The 16,819-nt window shown below is 66.4% G+C and carries 17 protein-coding genes; 7 read left to right on the forward strand and 10 right to left on the reverse strand.

Annotated features, from left to right (window positions below):
* Nucleotides 1-22 precede the first annotated feature (22 nt).
* Nucleotides 23-1,441: a PhoH family protein gene (locus tag LFT49_RS06790; protein WP_237430124.1), complete on the forward strand. Its 1,419-nt coding sequence runs from the start codon at nucleotides 23-25 to the stop codon at nucleotides 1,439-1,441.
* Between the two features lie 50 nt (nucleotides 1,442-1,491).
* On the opposite strand, the gene LFT49_RS06795 is transcribed toward LFT49_RS06790, so the two are convergent.
* Together LFT49_RS06795 and LFT49_RS06800 are read right to left on the reverse strand one after the other, a co-directional pair.
* Nucleotides 1,492-2,139, reverse strand: coding sequence for a GNAT family N-acetyltransferase (locus LFT49_RS06795; protein WP_237430125.1), 648 nt, complete (start codon nucleotides 2,137-2,139; stop codon nucleotides 1,492-1,494).
* Nucleotides 2,140-2,180: 41 nt separating this feature from the next.
* Nucleotides 2,181-2,990 carry a hypothetical protein gene (locus tag LFT49_RS06800; protein WP_237430126.1) on the reverse strand — a complete coding sequence of 270 codons (810 nt, stop codon included), beginning with the start codon at nucleotides 2,988-2,990 and terminating at the stop codon, nucleotides 2,181-2,183.
* A gap of 60 nt (nucleotides 2,991-3,050) precedes the next feature.
* On the opposite strand from LFT49_RS06800, the gene LFT49_RS06805 reads away from it, so the two are divergent.
* Entirely contained in the window at nucleotides 3,051-3,590 is a 540-nt protein-coding gene (locus LFT49_RS06805) for a prepilin peptidase (RefSeq protein WP_237430127.1), read from the forward strand.
* A gap of 43 nt (nucleotides 3,591-3,633) precedes the next feature.
* Nucleotides 3,634-4,104 (forward strand): NUDIX hydrolase, encoded by a 471-nt coding sequence (locus LFT49_RS06810; RefSeq protein WP_237430128.1) that lies wholly within the window; start codon nucleotides 3,634-3,636, stop codon nucleotides 4,102-4,104.
* Between the two features lie 288 nt (nucleotides 4,105-4,392).
* On the opposite strand, the gene LFT49_RS06815 is transcribed toward LFT49_RS06810, so the two are convergent.
* The 3 genes from LFT49_RS06815 to LFT49_RS06825 all read right to left on the reverse strand — a co-directional run bounded on the left by LFT49_RS06815 (nucleotide 4,393) and on the right by LFT49_RS06825 (nucleotide 7,213).
* Complete coding sequence (locus tag LFT49_RS06815; protein ID WP_237430129.1) at nucleotides 4,393-5,820, reverse strand: class II fumarate hydratase; 1,428 nt, start codon at nucleotides 5,818-5,820, stop codon at nucleotides 4,393-4,395.
* Nucleotides 5,821-5,907: 87 nt separating this feature from the next.
* The gene (locus LFT49_RS06820) at nucleotides 5,908-6,522 is read right to left on the reverse strand and encodes a carbonic anhydrase (protein ID WP_236801597.1); all 615 of its coding nucleotides are present in this window, start codon (nucleotides 6,520-6,522) and stop codon (nucleotides 5,908-5,910) included.
* 10 nt (nucleotides 6,523-6,532) lie between these two features.
* A complete protein-coding gene (locus tag LFT49_RS06825) occupies nucleotides 6,533-7,213 on the reverse strand; it encodes a DUF4245 domain-containing protein (protein WP_237430481.1) in 681 nt (226 codons plus the stop codon).
* A gap of 225 nt (nucleotides 7,214-7,438) precedes the next feature.
* Here LFT49_RS06825 and glpX point away from each other — a divergent pair, with 225 nt between their 5' ends.
* Nucleotides 7,439-8,461 carry a class II fructose-bisphosphatase gene (gene glpX / locus LFT49_RS06830; RefSeq protein ID WP_236802806.1) on the forward strand — a complete coding sequence of 341 codons (1,023 nt, stop codon included), beginning with the start codon at nucleotides 7,439-7,441 and terminating at the stop codon, nucleotides 8,459-8,461.
* An 88-nt stretch (nucleotides 8,462-8,549) separates the two neighbouring features.
* Nucleotides 8,550-9,605 (forward strand): lipid II:glycine glycyltransferase FemX, encoded by a 1,056-nt coding sequence (locus tag LFT49_RS06835; RefSeq protein WP_237430130.1) that lies wholly within the window; start codon nucleotides 8,550-8,552, stop codon nucleotides 9,603-9,605.
* A 67-nt stretch (nucleotides 9,606-9,672) separates the two neighbouring features.
* Here the strand turns inward: LFT49_RS06835 and manA are convergent, their stop codons facing one another.
* Genes manA through LFT49_RS06855 form a run of 4 tightly spaced genes read right to left on the reverse strand, consistent with a single transcriptional unit; the run spans nucleotide 9,673 to nucleotide 14,359 of the window.
* Complete coding sequence (gene manA, locus LFT49_RS06840; RefSeq protein ID WP_237430131.1) at nucleotides 9,673-10,917, reverse strand: mannose-6-phosphate isomerase, class I; 1,245 nt, start codon at nucleotides 10,915-10,917, stop codon at nucleotides 9,673-9,675.
* Between the two features lie 55 nt (nucleotides 10,918-10,972).
* A complete protein-coding gene (locus tag LFT49_RS06845) occupies nucleotides 10,973-12,622 on the reverse strand; it encodes an LCP family protein (RefSeq protein ID WP_237430132.1) in 1,650 nt (549 codons plus the stop codon).
* A 10-nt stretch (nucleotides 12,623-12,632) separates the two neighbouring features.
* Entirely contained in the window at nucleotides 12,633-13,214 is a 582-nt protein-coding gene (gene purE / locus LFT49_RS06850; RefSeq protein ID WP_236801626.1) for a 5-(carboxyamino)imidazole ribonucleotide mutase, read from the reverse strand.
* The gene (locus tag LFT49_RS06855; RefSeq protein WP_237430482.1) at nucleotides 13,211-14,359 is read right to left on the reverse strand and encodes a 5-(carboxyamino)imidazole ribonucleotide synthase; all 1,149 of its coding nucleotides are present in this window, start codon (nucleotides 14,357-14,359) and stop codon (nucleotides 13,211-13,213) included. The genes purE and LFT49_RS06855 overlap by 4 nt, the downstream gene beginning before the upstream one ends.
* A gap of 222 nt (nucleotides 14,360-14,581) precedes the next feature.
* Between LFT49_RS06855 and LFT49_RS06860 the strand changes: the two genes are divergently transcribed.
* Nucleotides 14,582-15,142: a GtrA family protein gene (locus LFT49_RS06860; RefSeq protein WP_236801628.1), complete on the forward strand. Its 561-nt coding sequence runs from the start codon at nucleotides 14,582-14,584 to the stop codon at nucleotides 15,140-15,142.
* Between the two features lie 10 nt (nucleotides 15,143-15,152).
* On the opposite strand, the gene LFT49_RS06865 is transcribed toward LFT49_RS06860, so the two are convergent.
* Nucleotides 15,153-15,854: a TIGR03089 family protein gene (locus tag LFT49_RS06865; RefSeq protein WP_237430133.1), complete on the reverse strand. Its 702-nt coding sequence runs from the start codon at nucleotides 15,852-15,854 to the stop codon at nucleotides 15,153-15,155.
* 408 nt (nucleotides 15,855-16,262) lie between these two features.
* On the opposite strand from LFT49_RS06865, the gene LFT49_RS06870 reads away from it, so the two are divergent.
* The gene (locus tag LFT49_RS06870) at nucleotides 16,263-16,796 is read left to right on the forward strand and encodes a WhiB family transcriptional regulator (RefSeq protein ID WP_237430134.1); all 534 of its coding nucleotides are present in this window, start codon (nucleotides 16,263-16,265) and stop codon (nucleotides 16,794-16,796) included.
* The last annotated feature ends 23 nt before the right edge of the window (nucleotides 16,797-16,819 follow it).

Consider the following 16,819-nt stretch of genomic DNA (forward strand, 5'->3'; position numbering starts at 1 on the left):
TGCGCCCGGGGCTGGAGTCGATGTGGCTACTTCTGAACAACTGCCCGAGGTCCTGGTTGGACAGGGCAGGAAAGCTACCTCTCGCATTGAGCGAAACACCTCTGAAACCGGCGCGGCAACTGATGCTGCGGCCGGTTTTGCTGTCTCCGGAAGGGAAGCCGACATCCACACTTTCGTCATCGACACCTCCGTCCTGCTCTCCGATCCCCGCGCACTCCTGCGGTTCGCCGAACACGAGGTGGTTGTCCCCGTCGTCGTCATCACCGAACTCGAAGCCAAGCGGCACGACCCGGAGCTGGGCTACTTCGCCCGGAAGGCCCTGCGGCTCCTGGATGACCTCCGGGTCAAGCATGGCGGCCTGAACCAGCCCCTCCCCATTGGCGACGAGGGCGGCACCCTGATGGTGGAGCTCAACCACATCTCCTCCGAAGTCCTGCCCCTGGGCTTCCGCAGCGGCGACAACGACAGCCGGATCCTCGCCGTGGCCAAGAACCTGGCCAACGAGGGACGCAACGTCACCGTAGTCTCCAAGGACCTGCCCATGAGGGTCAAAGCCTCCGCCTTGGGCCTCACCGCTGACGAATACCGCAACGAACTGGTCAAGGACTCCGGCTGGACCGGCGTCGCCGAAGTGGAAGCCGACGAGCAGGAGATCGCTACCCTGTACGGCCACGAGCCCGTCTTCATCCCCGCCGCAGCCGAACTGCCCGTCAACACCGGGCTGGTGCTGCTCTCCAACCGCGGCTCGGCGCTCGGCCGGGTGGGTGCCGACAAGCAGGTCCGCCTGGTCAAGGGCGACCGGGACGTGTTCGGACTCCACGGCCGGTCCGCCGAGCAGCGGCTGGCCATCGACATGCTGATGGATCCCGCCGTCGGCATCGTCTCCATCGGCGGCCGCGCCGGTACCGGCAAGTCAGCGCTGGCCCTCTGTGCAGGCCTCGAGGCGGTGCTGGAACGCCGCGAACACCGCAAAGTGATCGTCTTCAGGCCCCTCTACGCCGTGGGCGGCCAGGAACTCGGCTACCTGCCGGGCTCCGAGTCGGAGAAGATGAACCCCTGGGCGCAGGCAGTCTTCGACACCCTGGGCGCATTGGTCAGCCAGGAAGTGGTGGAGGAGGTCATGGACCGGGGCATGCTCGAAGTCATGCCCCTCACCCACATCCGCGGACGCTCCCTCCACGACGCCTTCGTGATCGTCGATGAGGCCCAGTCCCTCGAAAAGAACGTCCTCCTCACGGTCATGAGCCGCATCGGCCAAAACTCGAAGATCGTCCTCACCCACGACGTCGCCCAGCGGGACAACCTCCGCGTGGGCCGCCACGACGGAATCGCCGCCGTCGTCGAAACCCTCAAAGGACACCCGCTCTTCGGCCACGTCACCCTCACCCGCTCCGAGCGCTCGCCCATCGCAGCGCTCGTGACGGAACTCCTCGAGGGCTAAGTCACCAACGCAGGGACCGTGGCCTGGTTCGCCGGGCCACGGCCCTCTCTTTAGGCGATGCCGAGGAACCGCGCTGCTGCTTCGTGGCCCTCGACCCGCAGCTCCCAGTCGGGTCGCTTGAACGTTTCCGGGGTGACCCGGACCAGTTGGACTGTTTGGACTTGGCTCCCCCAGGCTTTGCGGGTGGTGCCGTTGGGTTCGTAGCCGAGGGAGCGGGATACGCCCAGGGAGGCTTCGTTCCAGGCGGCGGCCTCAGATTCGGCGACTTCCGCGCCGAGCCAGTCGAAGGCCCAGAGGACGACGGCGGCGCGCATCTCTTTGCCAAGGCCCCGGCCCTGGGCGGACTGCTTGAGCCACGAGCCGGTGGACACTGTCTTGAGGGCCGGGAAGTCCTTGGCCCCCACGTCCTGGCAGCCGATGAACTGGCCCTCGTGCCAGATGCCCAGGAGCAGCGTCCAGTTTTCCGGCGTGCACTCGGCCCTGCAGCGCCAGTACCAGCGGGCCATGTTGGGGCCGAGTTCGTCGTCGGGCAGCTCTGTCCAGGGATTGCTGAAGGGGTTGCTGCCGGGCTCGTGGATGCCGCTCCGGGCCGCTTCCACGGCTGGGGGGATGTCCTGGTCGGTGATGGGACGGAGTTCCAGTCGCGGCGTGGCCAGGGTGAGGTCGAACAGGGGCCAGATGGAGCTCATTATCGTCATCCGCGAAGCGTAGTCCATCCGCGCCGGAAGGACCTGTCACGTCAGGCAGGAACGTCCCAGCTGATGTGCCTGCGGACGTCGGTGAGGTTCATGGACTGAGCCAGGAACAGGTCGTCGAGCATGTACTCATCGACGGCAAGGATCCGGATCCAATGGCCATATCCTTCCGTGCCGGCCTCCAGCGATCTGCTGGAAACGCACACGCCGGTGCCGGCGTCCACGCGAAGCCGGGAAGTGCCCGGAAGGCACAGCGGAGCGGCCGGATCAGCGGGCCGGTAGGCGGCGCTGGGCGCCACAACCGCCTCAAGGACGGGCCGGCCCTCGTGGTCATTCTGCCGGACCTCCCGGATATCCAGGGCGTTGCTGCCCGGAAACTCGATGGGTACAGGGGCATTGCCGGCGAGTTCCACGGGGTCCAGCGCGGCCGCAAAGCGACCGTTGCCGAACCCTGGCTCGCCGTAGGCCGCTTCAGGCCGGCGCCGCACCAGCCCGCCGTCGTCGTACACGGGCGTGACCAGGTGGGGAGGCAGGAGCCAGGACTTTCGGGTGGCGTTCACATAGAAATCGGCTTTGGAATCGTTGATGCCCGTGGTGCTGTGCAAAACCAGCCCTTCCGGGCTTTCCAGCCGAAGCGCCCCGGGCCGGCGCAACCAGGCACGCACAAAAGGTGCGCCGGGAGCCGGCGCGGATTCAAAAGGCTGGTCCCAGTACTCAAACCTCAGCGACTGCCACTTCCAAGGGGATGACCGGCAGAGGTTCCGGAACGTGCCGGCCAGGTCGGCTGGGGCGGCAGGAGGGCCGGGCGCAGCAGGGTCCGAAGCGGGGCGGCGGCGGGAGTCCCAGGTGGACATATCCACATTTTACGCGGGGGCGCTACGGCCGGAATGGGTGCATCCAGTAGCATCCGAGGAGTGATCGGACGACTCGGCGACCTCTGGCAGCACACCCCGCTGGCCTTCTGGCTGGTCCTGGCGGCCTGCCTGTACTTTGCGGTGATGGCCGTCCGGCTTACCATCATCGATGTCCGGCACCACCTCCTGCCCAACAGGATCGTTTTCCCGTCCTACGCGGTGGCGGGCGCGCTCCTGCTCGCGGCGGCCGCAGTAGCGTGGGCCGGCCCGGACGCAGGAGACACAGGAGCGATCCTGGCCACTCCCGCCCTTCGCGTGGTGGCCGGAGCAGGCATCCTGTGGCTGTTCTATTTCGTGCTCCGGTTTATCTATCCGCCGGGCATGGGCTTTGGCGACGTCAAGCTCGCAGGAGTACTGGGCATGTACCTTGGCTACCTCAGCTGGGGGCACCTGTTCGCGGGAACTTTCCTGGCTTTCCTGCTCGGCGGGCTGTGGTCCGTGGCCCTGCTGGCGGCCCGGCGGGGAACCCTGAAGTCCGCCATCCCGTTCGGCCCGTTCATGCTCGCCGGGGCCGCCGCCGCCATGCTGCTGCCCGCCTGAGCGCTTTGCGATGCGGCAAGGACCTGTTGGATAGGCTGTGGTTATGCCTGCACCCGAATTTGTCCTGAAGCTGCGCAAGAAGATCGGCAACGACCCCCTTTGGGTTCCCGGGGTCCGCGGGGTAGTGATGGATGATGCGGGCAGGATCCTGCTGGCCCAGCGGGCGGACAACCGGCAGTGGGCACTCATCAGCGGCATGCTGGACCCGGGAGAGCAGCCTGCCCGGGGCCTGGTCCGGGAGATCTTTGAGGAAACGGCCGTCGTGGCCGAAGCCGAACGCGTGGTGTCCGTCGGCGCGGTGGGTCCGTTCACCTATCCCAACGGCGATGTCTGCGAGTTCCTGGACGTGGTGTTCCTGTGCCGCTACGTCACCGGCGAGGCCAGGGTCAACGACGACGAATCCCTGGCCGTCGGCTGGTTCGGCCCGGACGAGCTTCCCGAACTCATGCCCGGACACCTCACCAGCATCCGCCAGGCCCTGGCACCTTCCGGGGCCGTCCACTTCGAACCGTAGGGACTCCCGGGCGCAAATGAAACAGGGGCGCCGCACCCCCCCCAAAAAAAATTGCGGCCACCCTGTTGGTCTTCTTGGCTGCCGCCGGTGAGTAGCAAGTGCCGGCAGCCAGCCCGGCAGCGGCCAGGACAAGTGTTCGACGGCGGTCAGCGGCCCTGGGAAACCAGCTCGACGTCTGGGCCAGTGCAACTTTGCTGCTTCTGAGTTAAAGTGCGACGGCGGCCGGTCACCTTCCGTTCGGAAGGTGACCGGCCGCCGTCGAGAGTTAGCCGGTTGTGCCGGGGGACGTCAGGCCTTGTGGGCCGGGGACGTCATGGTGGCGACGTCCAGCGCCTTGTCCAGGTCGGCTTCGGAGACCTTGCCTTCGCCGTCGCCGACGAAGCCCAGCTTCTCGGTGGCCTGGCGGATGGTCAGGCCTTCCTTGACGGCGGTCTTGGCGATCTTGGCGGCGTTCTCGTAGCCGATGTACTTGTTCAGCGGCGTGACGATGGACGGCGATGCCTCGGCCAGGAAGCGGGCGCGCTCCACGTTGGCCGTGATGCCATCGATCATCTTGTCCGCCATGACCCGGCTGGTGTTGGCCAGCAGGCGGATGGACTCCAGCAGGTTGGCGGCCATCACCGGGATGCCGACGTTGAGTTCGAAGGCGCCGTTGGTGCCGGACCAGGCGATGGTGGTGTCGTTGCCGATGACCTGGGCGGCCACCATGATGGAGGCCTCGCAGATGACCGGGTTGACCTTTCCGGGCATGATGGACGAACCGGGCTGCAGGTCCGGGAGGGCGATTTCGCCAAGGCCCGTGTTGGGGCCCGAACCCATCCAGCGAAGGTCGTTGTTGATCTTCATGAAGGAGATGGCGATGTTGCGCAGCTGGCTGGATGCCTCGATCAGGCCGTCGCGGTTGGCCTGGGCCTCGAAGTGGTCGCGGGCCTCGGTCAGCGGCAGGCCGGTGTCCGTGGCGAGCAGTTCGATGACGCGCTCCGGGAAGCCGGCGGGGGTGTTGATGCCGGTGCCTACGGCGGTGCCGCCCAGCGGAACCTCGGCAACGCGGGGGAGTGAGGCGTTAATGCGCTCGATGCCGTAGCGGACCTGGGCCGCGTAGCCGCCGAACTCCTGGCCCAGGGTCACCGGGGTGGCGTCCATGAGGTGGGTGCGGCCGGACTTGACGACGTCCTTGAACTCGGCGGCCTTGCGCTCCAGCGACTCGGCCAGGTAGCCGAGGGCGGGGATGAGGTCGTTGATCAGCGCGGAGGTGGCCGCAACGTGGACCGAGGTGGGGAACACGTCGTTGGAGGACTGCGAGGCGTTGACGTGGTCGTTCGGGTGGACAACCTTGTCGCTGCCGGCCGCCTTCAGTGCACCCGTGGCCAGCTCGGCGATGACCTCGTTGGTGTTCATGTTCGAGGAGGTGCCGGAGCCGGTCTGGAAGACGTCGATGGGGAAGTCGCCGTCGTACTTGCCGGCGGCCACCTCATCGGCAGCGTCTGCAATCGCCTTGGCCAGCTCGCCGTCGAGCACGCCCAGTTCTGCGTTGGCCTGGGCAGCTGCCTTCTTGACCCGGGCCAGCGCCTCGATGTGGGTGCGCTCCAGGGTCTTGCCGGAAATAGGGAAGTTCTCCACTGCCCGCTGCGTCTGCGCGCGGTACAGTGCGTTCACGGGGACGCGGACTTCGCCCATCGTGTCATGTTCAATGCGGAACTCTTCAGTGGAAGTCATGGGGCTAGCTTATGGCGATCGGGTGCCCCATCGAAAACCGTTAAGGGTGCATTGCCGGCGGCCCGTTGGACCGCCGGCAAGTTGCTTTTAGAGCTCGCCGATTCCGGAAACAAGGTCGGCGCGGCCCTCTGCCAGGCGGTAGGAGAGACCGATGACTGCGGTCCGGCCCTCCTCGATTGCGGTGGAAATCACACGCGAGCTGTCCGCGAGGCGCTGCGACATCTGCTTGACGTTCTCCACCACCATGTCGTTGACCTCGGGCTGGTTGTTCCGCAGGGAGGTGAGGACGGAGGGGGTGATGCGTTCCACGAGGTCGCGGATGAATCCCGCCGGCATCTCGCCGGTCTCAACGGCGTCCTTGGTGGCCGTGACGGCACCGCAGTTGTCGTGCCCAAGCACCACGATCAGCGGCACCCCCAGCACGGCGACGCTGTATTCCAGGGAGCCCAGGACGGCGTCGTCAATTACTTGCCCGGCCGTGCGGACCACGAAGACGTCGCCCAAGCCGACGTCGAAAATGATCTCAGCCGCAAGGCGGGAGTCGGAGCAGCCGAAGATCACCGCGAAGGGGTTCTGGGTCTCCACCAGTGAGGAGCGCCGTGAGGCGTTCTGGTTCGGATGGGAGGACTCGCCGTTTACGAAACGTTCGTTGCCTTCGCGCAGGCGGCGCCATGCCAGTGCAGGGGTGAGGTTAGTAGCCATGCTTACTACATTAAGGCGCGGCAGTGGCGGACGGTGAAACTGTGACGGCCGGGTTGGCGTCAAGGGAGGTCACGACGGCGGCCGCCAGTGTTGCGAACTCGTCCAGTTGGGCGGCCCCGGAGAGGACGACGGTGCTGCCCTTGTAGTTCAGGATCATCGACTTTTCGCGCTTGCCGGTATCCCGCAGTTCCCACTCCTTGCCGCCGGCGTTCCGCGAGCCGGTGACGGGTGCGTTCTTGGTCTGCTGTAGGAGCCAGGTGGGGTTGGCCTTGGTGGTCTGCACCAATCCGATAAAGGACGCCTTGGGGGTCAGGTAGCCAACCTCCCACGTGGGCACGCCACTGGCCGTTCCGCCCTCCCACCGGGCGTAGTTAGCACGGAACGCGTTGCCGGTGTCCGGCGCAACGGGTGTGAATCCAGCCACATCTGCCGCATTCCGCGCCACCGATGCAACATCGACGTCCGGCCGGAAGCCCTCGCCCTTGGGCTGGGGATTCATCAGGACCACGGGCAGGAACGCCGCAATGCTGAGCACCAGGGCGATGATCATGCCGATCACCGAGGCGTTGGCCCGCTTGGCGGCCGCCGCCGGAATGACGGGCTTGACGGGGGTTTCCGCGCTGCTGCCGGAAGCGGCGGGGCGGCCTTCGGGCTGTGCCTCGCCGGAGCTGGGACTGGTGGCTTCCTGCATGTCGTTCACCCCTCTATAGTCGCCCATCCCTGAGCCGGACTTCCATTCGGGCCCGGCCGCGGCCCGGCACCACCTCCAGGGGTACATTGCGGGACCGCGTCATGGGCCGCCCATGGCGAGGCGCCGCGACTATGATCGATAGCAGAGGAATCACCGTTCTGCTGCACCGGCGGGCGGGTTCAATGATCGCCACTCGAAGAAGAGGTTCACGTGTCACCAGCGTCCATGACCCAGAAGTACTCCACGATTTCACCGTCCCTTGCGGTGGGCCACGACGAGCCGGACCGCAACCTTGCCCTTGAACTCGTCCGCGTCACCGAGGCGGCCGCCATCGCCGGCGGCCACTGGGTTGGCTTCGGCGACAAGAACACCGCTGACGGCGCAGCCGTCGATGCCATGCGTTCCTTCCTGCAAACCGTCCACTTCAACGGCGTCGTGGTGATTGGCGAGGGCGAAAAGGACGAAGCCCCCATGCTGTTCAACGGAGAGCGCGTGGGCGACGGCACCGGCCCCGAAGTGGATGTGGCTGTTGACCCGATCGACGGAACACGCCTGACCGCCCTGGGCATCAACAACGCGCTGGCCGTCCTGGCCGTTGCCGAACGCGGCTCCATGTTCGATCCCTCGGCCGTGTTCTACATGGAGAAGCTGGTCACCGGCCCCGAAGCCGCGGACATGGTGGACCTGCGCCTGCCGGTCAAGCAGAACCTGCACCTGATTGCCAAGGCCAAGGGCGTCAAGGTCAACCAGCTGAACGTCATGATCCTCGACCGCGACCGCCACCGCCCGCTGGTGGAGGAAATCCGCGAAGCCGGTGCACGCACCAAGTTCATCATGGACGGCGACGTTGCCGGCGCCATCGCCGCAGCCCGCTCCGGAACCGGCGTGGACGCGCTGATGGGCATCGGCGGAACCCCCGAGGGCATCGTGGCCGCCTGCGCCATCAAGTCCCTGGGCGGCGTCATCCAGGGCCGCCTGTGGCCCACCAGCGACGAAGAGAAGCAGAAGGCCATCGACGCCGGCCACGACCTGGAACGCGTGCTGTCCACCAACGACCTCGTCTCCAGCGACAACTGCTACTTCGCAGCCACCGGCATCACCGACGGCGACCTGCTCAAGGGCGTCCGCTACTCCAAGGACAAGGTCCTGACCCAGTCCATCGTGATGCGCTCCAAGTCCGGCACCATCCGCTTCGTTGACGGCGAGCACCAGGCCAGCAAGTGGGAGAACTACGCCCGCAAGAGCTGATTCCCGCCGGTGCAGGTTCGCAAAGCCCCGGGGCGCCGCGCGCGCATCCGGGGTTTTGCCGTTAATGCCTTGGTATAGGGTTTAAGCCATGATTCCTGCTGTTGTGCCCTGTACTGACCGCGCCCTTTGGGACGAGCACGTTGACCGGTTCCAGGGGCATCCGCAGCAGCTGTGGGGCTGGGGCGAGACCAAGGCGGCGCACGGCTGGTCCGTGGACCGGGTCCTGGTCAAGGCCGGGGATGAAACCATCGGTGCCGCCCAGCTGCTGGTCCGCAGCCTTCCCGTCCCATTCCGGGCACTGGTCTACATTCCGCGCGGCCCCATGTGCTCCGTCGAAGATGCCCAGGGGGTCCTCAACCGGCTGGCCGAACACGCTGCCCTCCGGCACCGGGGCGTGGCCCTCAGCATCGAACCGGACTGGGACCGGGACTCCGCTTTCGCCGGCGCCGTGGCCGCTGCCGGATTCCGGGAGTCCACCAACACGGTGCTGATCCCGCGAACGCTCATCCTGGACCTCACCCGGACCGATGACGAACTGATGGCGGAGATGTCCAAGTCCACGCGGGCCAACATCCGCAAGTCGATGCGCAGCGACGTGGAATTCCGCAAGGTCAAGAACGATTCCGAGCTGGAACAGGTCCTGGCCATCTACCACCAGACCGCCGAGCGGGCGGGCTTCGGCATCCATGAGGACCAGTACTACCGCGACATCTTCCACAACCTCGGTGACGCCTCGCCCATCATCGGAGCGTTCGACGGCGAACAGCTGCTGGCGTTCACGTGGCTGTCGCGCAGCGGCACCACCGCCTTCGAACTTTACGGCGGCGTCTCCGCCGAGGGGCAGAAGCAGCGCGTGAATTACGGCGTAAAGTGGGCTGCCCTGCAGTCCATGCGCGAGGACGGCTGCAGCCGGTACGACTTCAACGGCCTGCTCAACGACGGCATCTCCGACTTCAAGAAGCAGTTCGCCAGGCACGAAAACATGCTGCTGGGGACCTGGGAAAAGCCGCTCTCGCCCTTCTACCCCGCATACGCCAAGGCCATGCCGCTGGCGCGCAAGGGCCTCCAGAAGGGTCGCCAACTACTGAAAGGCGCGGCCGGACGGGTCGGCCCGCTGGTCCGGAAATTGCGCCCGGGCAACTGACTGAGCCAGGAAAGAAGGGCGACGCCGGCACCCGCTTGGGTGCCGTCGTCGCCCTTCTTTCCCGGGGCTAGAGTCCGGTGGTCACCGCGAAGGCCAGCGCCGGCTCGGCGCTTCCGGCCACCCAGTGGACGTTGACGGGGGCTTCCGCGGCCGCGATGAACGCGCTCCGGCCCCTGGACAGCTGCAGGTCGCCCCTGGGTGAGTCAAGGTACACCTCGCCGGCCACCACAATGACCACCGCGGCGCCGGACTGCGCCAGGGGTACGGGTCCCGAGTCCGGCCCCAGCTCGATGCGCTGCAGCTGGAACTCCTTGAACGGGGCGCGGAACAGTTCCTGGTCCATCACCGTCTTCTGGGCGTCCAGCATGGGCACTGCCACTGGGTGGAAATCGATGGTGTTCAGGAGTTCCGGGACGTCCACGTACTTGGGCGTCAGGCCCCCGCGCAGGACGTTGTCCGAGGAGGCCATGACCTCCACACCCAGCCCGTGCAGGTAGGCGTGCACGTTCCCGGCGGGGAGGTAGACAGCCTCCCCGGGCGTCAGCGAGATCCGGTTCAACAGCAGCGAGATCAGCACGCCGGGGTCGCCCGGGTACTTTTCGTTAAGGCTGATGACCGTGCCCAGCTCGGCCTGGTACGGCTCCAGGGAAGCGCGCGACAGCAGGGCTTCGACCACCAGGGCAGTATCTTCAGCCACGCCCTGGCCGCCAGTGATCAGCCGCTCGAAGGCCCGGCGCAGTCCTGCGCCTTCGTCCGCGGCGGCGAGATCGTCAATCAGGGCCTGGACCAGCGCGGGGGAGGAGGTTTCCTCGGGGAAGGCGTGGGTGATGTACTCGAAGATCTCCCGGGTTTCGGCGGCGGGCCGGAACCCGCACAGCGCCTCGAACGGAGTAAGCGCGAGAATCATCTCCGGCTTGTGGTTGTCGTCCTTGTAGTTACGGTTCGCGGCATGGGCATCCAGCCCGGCGGCGTTCTCCCGCGCGAACCCTGCCCGCGCCTGGTCCAGGCTCGGGTGGACCTGGAGGGAGAGAGGCTGCGCGGCGGCGAGGATCTTGGCCAGGAACGGCAGCCGGGGGCCGAAGGCGTTGACGGATTCCGCGCCCAGGTAGTGTTCCGGGTCCGATGAGATCAGGGCATCGAGGGGGCTCCGGGTGCCGTCTTCCGGCACGTGGGCCACCGACGGCGAGTCAGGGTGCGCGCCGATCCACAGTTCGGCCTCCGGGCCACCCGACTCGGGACGGCCCAGCAGCGAGGCGATGGCCGTCGTCGAACCCCAGGCGTAGTCCCGGAGGACGTTCTCAATCTCGTACAAAACCGTTCCGTTCCTTGGTGGATGGGCATTGATGATTGGCCGGCCGCCATTGCCGCTAAAGCGGGCGGCACTGTCCGTTGGTGGCCACGAGCTGGCGGATGGCCTCTTCGTTTCCTTCGAGCTTGAGCTGGGTGAGCATCTCTTCGGTGATCGGCTCGCCGTCGGGCGTGGTGGTCACCGGGGTGAAGTCCGACGGCGAGGGCTGCTGCACGGCGTTGCCGCCCGTGGGCAGGGTGGCGGGCACGGGCCCGGCCGCCTGGACATGTCCGTCGCCTGCCCCTGGAACTGCCGTGCCGTCGTCGGGAATTCCTGCCGACTGTGCGCCCTGGGCGGATGCCTGCGCCAGCAATTGGTCCACCCGCTCGTGGATCTGGTCGAAGTCCGGGTTGGTGGAGAAGGACGGGTCAAAGTCCGGCGGCCCGATGGTGAGCCGTTTGACGTCCTTGCCCCGTGCCTTGATGGCGAGGTCCAGGAAGCTGCCCAGCTGGGCGGAGGAGACGTTGGATTCCACCACCTTGGTTCCCGCGCTGGCAATGTCCTCGAACTTGGACAGCAGGGTAGTGGGATCGAGCTGCTTCAGCATGGCCTGCTGCACGCACTGCTGGCGCTGGATGCGGGAGTAGTCGTCAACGTATTCGCGCGAGCGTCCGTACCAGAGCGCCTGGTCCCCGTTGAGGGTCTGGTCGCCGGCCGGGATCCAGCCGAGGGGCATCCCGTGGGTCTTGGTGGTTTCGTCGAAGTACCCGCTCATGGGAACCCACCCGCCCGCCTTGATCCGGATGCCGCCCATGGCATTGATCAGCGTGGAGAAGCCCTGCATGTCAACCAGGACGTACGACTGGATTTGCATGCCGAGCGTGCCGGAGACGGCCTCCATGGTTGCTTGTGCGCCTGGGTCCGCCACGCCGGGGTAAAGGTTGGCGTGCTCGTTGGTGACCTCTGTGTTGATGGCGTTGATGAGGCATTCGTCGCCGCAGTTGTAGCCGTCGGGGTAGAGGGCGCGCATGGGGGAGCCCTCGCTGAACTGCGCGTTCTGGAAGTTCCTGGGGACGGAAATGATGGCGGTCTGGCCGGTCTCAGCGTCCACGCTCAGCACCGAGAGGCTGTCCGGCCGGCGGCCGGTGCGGTCATCACCTGCGTCGCCACCCATCATGAGGAAGTTGTAGCGGCCGTCCACCGGCTTGATGGCCGGGCCGGACGAGAAGATATTGCCGATGGCGTTGCGTCCCACGTTCAGCAGGTAGGCGGCGTAACCCATGGAGCCGCTGCCCAGGACCAGGGCAACCACCAGGGCGATGCCGACGGCGGGGCGCGCTTTCGGTGCCAGCAGGACGGGGCGGATCAGCCTCAGGGTGTTGAGGAACAGCAATGCCCAGCCGAGGGCCAGCGCGGCCAACAGGACCACCAGCACCAGCGACGTGACCGGATTTGTGACAATGCTGATGACCATGCTCCGGTCCAGCAACAGCAGGACCGCCGCCAGCAGCAGGATGGCCCACACACAGAGCGTGATGCGCAGCGCCGTCCGCCCCAGCTTCCGGTCGCCCGCAACTAGCTGCGCGCTGCCCGGTACCAGGAGCGTCAACAGGACCAGCACGAAGGCGCGCTTGGTACGGACCGGAGAGGAAGCGCTGACCGGGTAGCGGACGGGGTCTGTCAGGGACGCCCCGGGCCCGGTGTTGAGCACGCTGCTGCTGCTGGCCATGCCCGCCGCCCTAACGGCTGCCCCGAAGGGCGCCGGAGCCGTCCGGGAAGACTTCGCTTACTTTCTGTCGCAGGTTTGCGCCCTTGCGGGCGGCAACGGCGTTGAGGTCCGCGGCGAAGTCGAGGAGGTCAGCGCGGAGGGAGGCAGCGAGCTCGTCGGTACCCGACGCGAGCATCCGAACGGCCAGGAGCCCGGCGTTCCGCGCGCCGGCGATGGAGACCGTCGCCACCGGCACCCCGGCGGGCATCTGGACGATGGACAAGAGGGAGTCCATCCCGTCCAGGGTCTTAAGGGGGACCGGCACGCCGATGACGGGAAGCGGCGTGACGCTGGCGAGCATGCCGGGCAGGTGGGCGGCACCGCCGGCGCCGGCGATGATGACCCGCAGGCCGCGTTCGTGCGCCGTCTGCCCGTACCGGATCATTTCCGTGGGCATCCGGTGGGCTGAGACCACGTCCGCTTCGAACGGGATGCCGAACTCGGCCAGGGCGTCCGCCGCGGCCTCCATGACCGGCCAGTCCGAGTCGGAGCCCATGACCAGGCCCACCAGCGGGCTGGTGCCGGATGCGGCGGGGGTGCTGTCGGCGCTCATGCCTTCTCCTCGAAAATCGCTGCAGGTTCTTCGGCGGATACCCGCCCGTCACGGATGATGCCGGCCACGGCCGTGGCCCGTCGGCGGACCGAGCCCACCTCCGCGGTGGAACTTCCCACCAGGTTGACGTGGCCGATCTTACGTCCCGGCCGTACAGATTTGCCGTAGCAGTGGACTTTCGCGGCGGGTTCGGCGGCGAGTGCCATGGGGTAGGCGGAGTACAGGTCCTGGTTTTCCCCGCCCAGGAAGTTCTTCATCACCGTCACCGGCGCCAGCGCATCGGTGGCGCCCAGGGGCAGGTTCAGGACGGCACGGAGGTGCTGTTCAAACTGGCTGGTGATGGAGCCGTCCTGGGTCCAGTGGCCGGTGTTGTGCGGCCGCATGGCCAGTTCGTTGATCAGGAATCCGGCTCCGGTGCCCGGCGTTTCGAAGAGTTCCACGGCAAGGACGCCGGTCACGTCCAGTTCGGCGGCGATGCGCAGTGCGGCGTCCTCAGCGGCTGCCGCCACCTCCAGCGGGATGTCCAGCGCCGGAGCAATCACCTCGTCGCAGACACCGTCCACCTGGATGGTGTGGACCACGGGCCAGGCCCGGGCTTCGCCATCGGGGCTGCGCGCCACGAGGGCGGAGAGTTCGCGGGTGAATTCCACTTTGGCCTCGGCCAGCAGGGGACTCATGGCGGCAAACCAGTCAGCCGCCTCGGCGGCCTCCTCCGGCGAGCCGACGATCCTGACGCCCTTGCCGTCATATCCACCGCGCGGGGTTTTCAGGACAACGGGCCAACCGGTTTCATCGCCGAAGCGCACCAGCGCGTCAACGTCGGCCACGGATGCCCAGGTGGGGTTCGGCAGTTCCAGCCGGTCGATGGCCGCACGCATGACCAGTTTGTCCTGGGCGTGGACCAGGGCGTCCGGTCCGGGCTGGACGTTGACTCCGGCCTCCTGCAGGGCGCGGAGGTGGTCCGTGGGCACGTGCTCGTGGTCGAACGTCATCACGTCCAGGCCCTTGGCAAAGTCCAGGAGCGTCTGCAGATCCTTGTAGTCGCCCACTGGAGTAGTGGGTACTGCCGATACCGCCGACACGTCGTCACCTTCGGCGAGGACGCGGAGTTCAAAGCCGAGTGCTGTAGCGGCAGGGGCCATCATTCGCGCGAGCTGGCCGCCGCCAACCACGCCTATCACTGGAAAAGTCACATATGCCAGCCTACCGAAGACGCGCCGGATCGACGCTTTTGCGGCCCGGTGGGGGACGGACATTTTCGCGGGGAGGGGTACCCGGCTCCTGCATCCGGGGGGCGCTGTAAGGCTTTGGGGCTAAAATGGTCCTTTGGCCGAGTGGCCCACAGTTCGTCACGGCCATGGAGGGTCATGTTTAGCACACTTGCAGATCGTATCCGGGGGCTCGCCTCACTCTTCTGGCGCGAGGTGGCCAAGTTTGGTGCGGTCGGCGGTGTCGCGTTCGTCATCGATAACGGGCTGACCTATTACCTGATGCACGGCCCCATGTCCGACAGCGAGGCGAAGGCCCGCTTTGTGGGAGCCACCGTGGCCACAGTCTTTTCGTGGGTGGCGAACCGGTTCTGGACCTTCCGCCACCGCCGCCAGGCCAACGTACTCCGTGAGTTCATCATGTTCGTGATCATCAACGGAATCGGCATTGGCATCTCTACAGGCTTCACCGCCCTGGCCAAGTACGGCATGGGCATCGACAACAAGAACCTGTTGTTCCTCGCCGGCGTGGTTGGCATCCTGGTCGCCACGGTTATGCGCTTCTTCGCCTACCGGTTCCTGGTGTTCAACCAGGAACTGGACCAGGAACCGGAGTTCTCCCACGACCACGAGATCATCGAAGCCCACCCCCACAAGGAGCGTGCGGGTGCCGCGGAACGCCCGGCACCGACTCCCGCCGACGGCGGCCCCCAGGCCTAGCCAGCGGCCGCTAGCTTCCGTGGATGCGTTCGTCGGCCATCAGTTTGTCGGTGATCGCCACATCGGGATGGGTCAGCACTATGGAGCCGCCCTGCTGCCATGCGCCCAGCGCATTCGCGAGTACAGCTTCAAGTCCGGCATCGGCAGGAACATGCAGCCTGGCGCCTTCTGTATGCGGCACGGCAAAACCGGTGATCAGGTCCTGATGCAGGACACTTCGCCCCTGGCTGGTCAGCACGGCGCGGGCCGACGGGTCAGGATCGGCGTGGGGCATGAACACGTCCCCGTGTGACCGCACCTCAGCGGCATAATCCAGCCAACCGGCAGGAAGGTCGCCGCCCCAGCGCATGGCGAGGGCCGGCAGGGCAACGGCAACGCCGGCGTCGTACTGTCCGTCGGAACCGGCGGGATTGTCGGTGGCAAGGAAGTCCGCCTGGCCGCCGTCGAGCATTGTTTCCAGTCCCAGCTGCCAGCCGGCCAGTGCCCATACCAGCGCTTTCCAGTGGGCCGGAAGTACGAGCCGGAGCCGCATGCCCGGTTCTGCATCCAGTTCGTCCTGCAGCAGGTTGCTCGTCTTGGCCACCCAGTTGTCCAGGACCCGGCCCGACAGTTCCACCCGCTCCGAGTCGGGCCCGTACCAGGTCAGGCGTGGTGCCGTGGAGTTTCCGGAGCGGAGGGCGGCCGTGAGTTCGAGCGCGGGAATTGATGTCATGCGTTCATCCTGCCACTGTCCGAATTACCCGGATGCCCGGCTTACCTGGATGCCCGCGCCAGCCGCGGCCGCCAAGCCAGGGGAACTGATCGTGATGTTAATCACCCGCATTGCTAAGTGTGCTTGCTATTTCTGCGAAGAGCGGGTATTTTCCCCGCTAACACGGGGGATTGGCGGCTTTCCTGCCGGGAATTACGGGCCAGACCCTTCCGCCACGCCGGAGCGGAAGGAAAACCCGGGCGTGGCGTGCGCAAATTTCCCGGCTTCGACTGTCTATTATCCCGGCAACGGCTTGACTCGCCCTAGTTACACACGTGTAATTAGGTAACTAAAGCAATTGCGTAAATACCGGCACACAACCGAGTGTCCACGTATCCAGGCAGTCGCTGAACCATCAGGAGGGTCGCCGTGGGGCAAGCAGAGCGTATCCAGGAAGATGCCGTCGTGGCCGGTCAGGCAACGGCAAAGTACCGTGCGCGGGGGGTGCCGAGCGATTGGTACGTGGACCCCGCTGATCCTGATGCTGCGGAGCGGTACAACAAGAACTCCACCACTGTTCTTGAGGACCAGGCAACCGCGTTCCTCGCGGCACACGAAGCCCTCCTCGACGGCGGTGCTGAGCCGGAAGACGACCTGGATCCGCCTATGGAGCTGGCTGCGGCCGGTACCACCCAGCCGGTGTGGATCGGGCTGCCGCTGCAGCAGGAGTTCGACGACGAGGGCGAGCTGGGCTGGCAGACGGATGCTTTGTGCGCGCAGACGGATCCGGAAGCCTTTTTCCCTGAGAAGGGCGGCTCCACCCGCGATGCCAAGAAGGTCTGCGGTGCCTGCAACGTACGGTCGCAGTGCCTGGAGTACGCGCTGGCCAATGACGAACGGTTCGGCATCTGGGGAGGCCTTTCCGAGCGTGAGCGCCGGCGGCTTAGGAAGCGAGCAATCTAATTCTTCAGGATGTGCACGTCACT

Source organism: Arthrobacter sp. FW306-06-A (genome assembly GCF_021870055.1).
Taxonomy (GTDB): domain Bacteria; phylum Actinomycetota; class Actinomycetes; order Actinomycetales; family Micrococcaceae; genus Arthrobacter.